Raw genomic sequence first — 5,343 nt, 5'->3', positions numbered from 1 at the left:
GTCAAACCATCAACGCTGACTGCTCATAACGGAAGACTGCGTGTTCAACATAAAGGCCTGCCTGTTCGGCGGAGAAGCTTGGAGGTTTAGATGGCAGCGCTGCATGTTCGGATAAGAACGTTGCCGGTATAAACCGCGTCCTAGCCTGTCGCGATCAGACCGCTGCCGGTCAAGCTGCGACGCTCGGCGGTTCAAACGGCAATGCCGCCTTTTTAAGTGGCAAGCGCGCAATATACGGTAGCAGTGGCAATGCCATCCTCTCGCACGACCCATTGATCGCCCCACCAAGCGGGTTCTATTCTGGTTGATTTAGCCGCCGCCGGTTTTCGGCTTGCCGAAAGCTCAAGCCCAAAATCCCGGATTTTTGCATCGATTGCTTTAGCGAATAGGCCAACGCCGAGGCCAGCACTCTGGCGTAATACGGCAGGGTTTCGACATAGACCGGCAAGACGTCGTCGATTTTTTCGGCCTGTTGCAGCGCCTGCTCCAGCTGCCGGCGGCGTTCCGCGATCGTTTGCAGGAATGCCCGGTCGTTGGCGCAATCGTCGGACAAGGCCAGGGTCCAGGTTAAGTCGGCTTGCAATTCGCAAGCGCCGACGAAGCGGCCGGACCGATCCGGCGACCACTGCGCCGGCGCGATCAACGACAGCCGATAGTCGCCGTCTTTCAGATACAGCCAATAGGTTTGCTTGGCGGTCGGTTTGAAACGAATTTGACTGTTTAACACGAACAGCGAGGTAAACAGGTCGCTGCTGATTTGCTGCAGGTTTTTGGCCGGCGCGACCAACTGGTTCTTGGCCTGCTGCAAACTGTCCAGCAAGGCCACGCTCCCTTTACCCTGCGGATTCGCCGATTTCACGATCAAACTGGTCATTCAAGGTTTCCGTTGATGGGTCAAAAACTCAAGTTCGTATTGCCTGGTCCCGCGTCGCGCGTTTCCCCTAGGGATTTCTGTCCCGCGACTAGAGGGCTCTATGTATCAAGCGTAGCGTGGTCATTTCTCGGCCGCCGCCTTTCCGCGCGAAAACCGCGCCGCCTCGATCACCGCCGGCCTCTCAATGCCAACCCTGGCGCCAGATACCGGTGTCCCGCAACTCCCGCCAACGCAGCACTCGCAGCCGTTTGCTGAACACCGCCTCCAGTTCGACCATCTCCAGCGGCAAGGCCGGATCGTCGGGCCATAACAGCTTGCTGACGATGAAGTGCTTTTCCTGGTTTTGCGGCAGTACGGCGGTCCATTTGCTGAGCAGCAGTTTGCGCGGATTGAGTTTGGGCGGTTTGGTGGCGGTCATGGCTGGCGGAATGCGGAGTTTTTCTTGCGAGCTTACCAGCCGATCGCGAATTGGCGAGAGCGACGACGATGGCAAAGCGCCACCCGCGCCGACTCGGATTATTTAAACGGCGGTTGCGAGCCTTCCATGTTCGGCACGCCCACCTCGTCCCTCGCGCCAGTCGTAGCCACCGCCGGTCGGAGAGCAGTCTCAAGTCCCCGGTTGCAAGGTCACTTCGACTTCGCGCGTCTGGCCGTTGTTGACCAACCGCACTTTTACGACGTCGCCGACTTTCTGATCGTCCAGACGGGCGAACAATTTTGACAAGGAATCGACTTCCTTGCCGTTGATGGCAACGATGATGTCGCCCGGCATCAGGCCGTTCGGCGAAAATTCCACGCCGCGCAAACCGGCTTTTTCGGCCGCCGAACCGGGCTGCACCCGCAATACCGCAACGCCGGCGGTGCCGGTCAGCGCCGCCAGTCGTTCGTTCATTTGCTGGTCGATTTCTATGCCCAGGGCCGGGCGGATGTATTTACCCTGCTTGATCAATTCCGGCACCACCCGCATCACCGTGTCCACCGGCACCGCGAAACCGATGCCGGCCGAGGCGCCGCTGGGACTGTAGATCGCGGTATTGATACCGATCAGCCGGCCGGCCGAATCCAGCAGCGGCCCGCCGGAGTTGCCGGGGTTGATGGCGGCGTCGGTCTGAATCAAATGCTCGACGGCCGGGCCTTCCTGACCGCCCAGCGAACGGTCCAGCGCCGACACCAAGCCGCTGGTCAAGGTCCAGTCCAGGCCGAACGGGTTGCCGATCGCGAATACTTTTTGTCCGACCTTGAGATCGCGGCTGGTGCCGATCGGCACCGGCGGCGGCCGCTTGAAGCCAACGCCGATCTTCAACACCGCAATGTCGTGCACCTGGCTGGCGCCGACCAACGCCGCCTTGTAATCGCGGCCGTCGGCCAGTTTGACCGTGGCTTCGTTGGCGCCGGCGATGACGTGGAAATTGGTCACCACGTGGCCGGCTTCGTCCCAGATAAAGCCGGAGCCGGTACCCTTGGGTACCGAAAATACATTGCGGGTCCAGGCGTCGCGCACCAGCGCGGCGGTGCTGATGTACACCACCGAATCGCGGGATTTTTCGAACAGCTCGATCGTGCTTTTCTCGTCGGCCGCCAAGTCGCCGCGCGCCGCGACGGTTCTGACCGGCGCGGGCTCGGTCGGCGCTTCCGGCCGCCAATGCCACAGCAGTATCAACGCCGCCGCCACCGCCCCGACGGCGAACACGCGTTTGACGAATTGATCGGACGAGTGGGGATGCTGGGAATGTTGCATGTCGGCCTCCACTGAGCGGTTCCCGCAACCAACCACGGGAACCGCCATTTAGGGTTTACACACTGGGCGGCTGGCTTGAATCTCTCCGGCAAGCCGCCCCACATCCACAGCATGGTGAGCAATAGGGTAAATTTCAAGCGGAGGCTAAATTTTGATTGACGAAACCGACCTGGCCAACGCTTATAACCCAGGACAGCCAACTCCAAATCGGCCCGCCCCAACCCGGTAAGCCGACAGCCGAATCGGCGCCGCGGGTTTGGGCTCGGTCGGCAGGCGGGCCTTAGGGTTTAGTAGAACAACACTGACGCGGTGCAATTCAGGTCGATGTATTTCGAAGCATTCACGACGCCAACCGGCGGTTCCCCGGTGAATGGGGTCCGGACGTGGGTCAAAATCAGCTTGCTCGCGAAGCGGTAAGGCGCGGTGCCGAGATTGATCTGTGGAATCACCAGCGAAGCATGATCGACGCTGACATCCGGGATAAAACCCAGAGTCACTTCCCACAAGTCGCCGATCAAGGTCGATTCGACGGTGATGTCGGCTTCCTGAAATGAATAGCTCTTCTTGCCCAGTTCCAGGTTTAGCGCGGTGGTAGCCGGCAAGATGCCGACTTCCGCTTTACTGCCGACGCTGAGGGTCAGGCTAGCCCCGCGCCCGACACATTCGTAATAATTCGGTTGTTGCGCGGCGTCAGCGGCACTCAGCCCAGCGCCGAACAGTATGGCCGTTACAAATGGGGTAGGTAAAATTTTCATGATAACTCCTGTTTGTCTTGGAAATGCGCGGATAAGCGAATGATCGAATCCGGCCTGGCTGACCATATGCTCTAGCAACATTTATCAGCGGGTAAACAATAACCGCAAATCCGAGTTTCGAAAACCCTCCCCACGTAGGGTATTCCATGCGATCGCTGAACAATACCGTTCGCGAAGCAATGTCTTGGCGGAAACGATTCGGCGTGAAGCGCGCCGGGAATGAAAATTTAGCGCGCCAGCCAAATTCGGCGCAGCGAATAGTTAACCCATTCGTGGTGTTCCGGCTTTGGGCCGCGCGAGAAACCGGCGGCACCGCCAATCGGAAGGGAGATTATTTTACCAACGCTCTCAATGCCTTATCCAAACGCGCGGCAACGATCTCCCACTGAATGTTCCGAAAAAATGCGTCGAGGTAGGCCGGCGCGGCGGCGCCGTAGTCCATTTGGTACGAGTGTTCGTACATGTCGAGTACCAGGATCGGCAGGGCCGCGGCCGGGGAATGCTGGTGGTCGGCGTGCCAGTAGTTTTCCAGCAATCCGGTGTGTAGGTTTAAACCCAGCGTGACCCAACCCGATCCCCCGCTCAGACCCGCACCAATCCGCCGAAACTCTTTTTCCCAGGTTTCGAAGGAGCCGAACGCCGAGCCGATCAGGTTTCGCAAGGCCCTATCCGGAATACCGTTCCCACCGAGATTGTCGAAATACAATTCGTGCAGGACGACCGAACCGGTGCGCAACAGATGTTCACGTTTTAAGTCGTTATAGAGATAGGGCGGCAGTGTGCTATCTTCCAAGAAAACCGAGAGCTTTTGTTTCACCGCATTCAAGGCCTTGACCGAACCGCCGTAGTTATTTTCCCAATGCGAACGGATCAGTTTTTCCGACAAGCCATTGAGTTTGGCGGGTTCGAAACTCAAGGGCTTCGGCGTATGTTCCGCGGCGAAAACGCCGGGGAGGGCAACCCGCGGAGCCGGATCGGTTTCGTCGCCCAGCGTCGTCCTTGGCGTCAATAGACCGATGGCGGCGCCAGCGGCGGCGAGACTGATAAATTCGCGACGGGAAGCATCGGTATTCATAACATCACTCCTAGTCATTAAAATCCAGCAAAAAGCGCCACAACCAGCCGCCCAGCGCGGCGGCGGCGATGACGTGAATCACTCCTAGCTTGAATCGAAACAAGGCTAATAGCGCCGCCGCGCTCAAAACGGCGGAAAAAACATCGAACGATCCGTTCCAGCCCCGCGGCCAGAACACGTGGTACGCAAAAAACACCGCCAAATTGACGATCACGCCGACTACCGCGGCCGTCACTCCGGTCAAAGGGGCGGTAAACTTCAAATTGCCGTGAGTCGTTTCCACCAGCGGACCGCCGATCAGAATGAATAAAAAGCTGGGGAGATAGGTAAAATAGGTGACGACAATCGCGGCGGTGGCAGCGGCGGCAAACAGCCGGTCCGGACCGAACCAAGCCTGCCCCCAACCGGCGACGAAGCCGACAAAGGTGTTGACCATGATCAGCGGCCCCGGTGTGGTTTCGCCCAACGCGAGCGCATCGATCATTTGTTGCGGCGTCAGCCAGTGGTAAGTGTCCACGGCACCCTGATAGACGTAAGGCAACACCGCATAGGCTCCGCCGAAAGTCAGCCAGGCAGCCTTGGTGAAAAACCAGCCCATTTGCGTCAGACCGCCCTGCCAGCCGAATTTGGCGCATAGAGCGCCCAGCGCGCCAGCCCACAAAGCCAAACCCACGGCGAGCAAACGGTAGAATCGCGACCGCCTGAACAAAGCGTGTCCCGGCGTCGGCGTGTCGTCGTCTATTACTGCCGGTCCGAAATGGGTTTTCGCGCCGCCATGACCGCCGCCCACCTCGAACTTGGCCGGCAGCCATTTGCCGCCGGCGGCGCCCAGTAGTCCAGCGCCGATCACAATCAACGGAAATGGCAGATTCAGCGCGAATATGGCCACGAACGCGGCGGC

6 protein-coding genes are annotated in these 5,343 nt (G+C 59.1%); all 6 read right to left on the bottom strand.

Annotation, left to right across the window (positions count from 1 at the left end):
- Positions 1-295: 295 nt before the first annotated feature.
- Positions 296-874: a DUF2452 domain-containing protein gene (locus tag AC3B8H_RS18140; RefSeq protein ID WP_488442948.1), complete on the bottom strand. Its 579-nt coding sequence runs from the start codon at positions 872-874 to the stop codon at positions 296-298.
- A gap of 181 nt (positions 875-1,055) precedes the next feature.
- The gene (locus tag AC3B8H_RS18135) at positions 1,056-1,292 is read right to left on the bottom strand and encodes a TIGR02450 family Trp-rich protein (RefSeq protein ID WP_488442947.1); all 237 of its coding nucleotides are present in this window, start codon (positions 1,290-1,292) and stop codon (positions 1,056-1,058) included.
- 189 nt (positions 1,293-1,481) lie between these two features.
- A complete protein-coding gene (locus AC3B8H_RS18130; RefSeq protein ID WP_488442946.1) occupies positions 1,482-2,612 on the bottom strand; it encodes a S1C family serine protease in 1,131 nt (376 codons plus the stop codon).
- 287 nt (positions 2,613-2,899) lie between these two features.
- The gene (locus tag AC3B8H_RS18125) at positions 2,900-3,367 is read right to left on the bottom strand and encodes a hypothetical protein (RefSeq protein WP_488442945.1); all 468 of its coding nucleotides are present in this window, start codon (positions 3,365-3,367) and stop codon (positions 2,900-2,902) included.
- A 331-nt stretch (positions 3,368-3,698) separates the two neighbouring features.
- On the bottom strand, positions 3,699-4,442 hold the full coding sequence (locus tag AC3B8H_RS18120; RefSeq protein ID WP_488442944.1) for a superoxide dismutase: 744 nt from the start codon (positions 4,440-4,442) through the stop codon (positions 3,699-3,701).
- A 10-nt stretch (positions 4,443-4,452) separates the two neighbouring features.
- Positions 4,453-5,343 (bottom strand): chromate transporter (locus AC3B8H_RS18115; RefSeq protein ID WP_488442943.1); only part of this gene is annotated, 891 nt, incomplete at its 5' end.

Source organism: Methylomonas sp. BG-2, assembly GCF_057766305.1.
This window is presented reverse-complemented; position numbering and strand designations above follow the sequence as displayed.

Bases quoted from the DNA above. Each gene is read 5' to 3' on its own strand.
- AC3B8H_RS18140 (WP_488442948.1), bottom strand. From the start codon at position 874: ATGACCAGTTTGATCGTGAAATCGGCGAATCCGCAGGGTAAAGGGAGC.
- AC3B8H_RS18135 (WP_488442947.1), bottom strand. From the start codon at position 1,292: ATGACCGCCACCAAACCGCCCAAACTCAATCCGCGCAAACTGCTGCTC.
- AC3B8H_RS18130 (WP_488442946.1), bottom strand. From the start codon at position 2,612: ATGCAACATTCCCAGCATCCCCACTCGTCCGATCAATTCGTCAAACGC.
- AC3B8H_RS18125 (WP_488442945.1), bottom strand. From the start codon at position 3,367: ATGAAAATTTTACCTACCCCATTTGTAACGGCCATACTGTTCGGCGCT.
- AC3B8H_RS18120 (WP_488442944.1), bottom strand. From the start codon at position 4,442: ATGAATACCGATGCTTCCCGTCGCGAATTTATCAGTCTCGCCGCCGCT.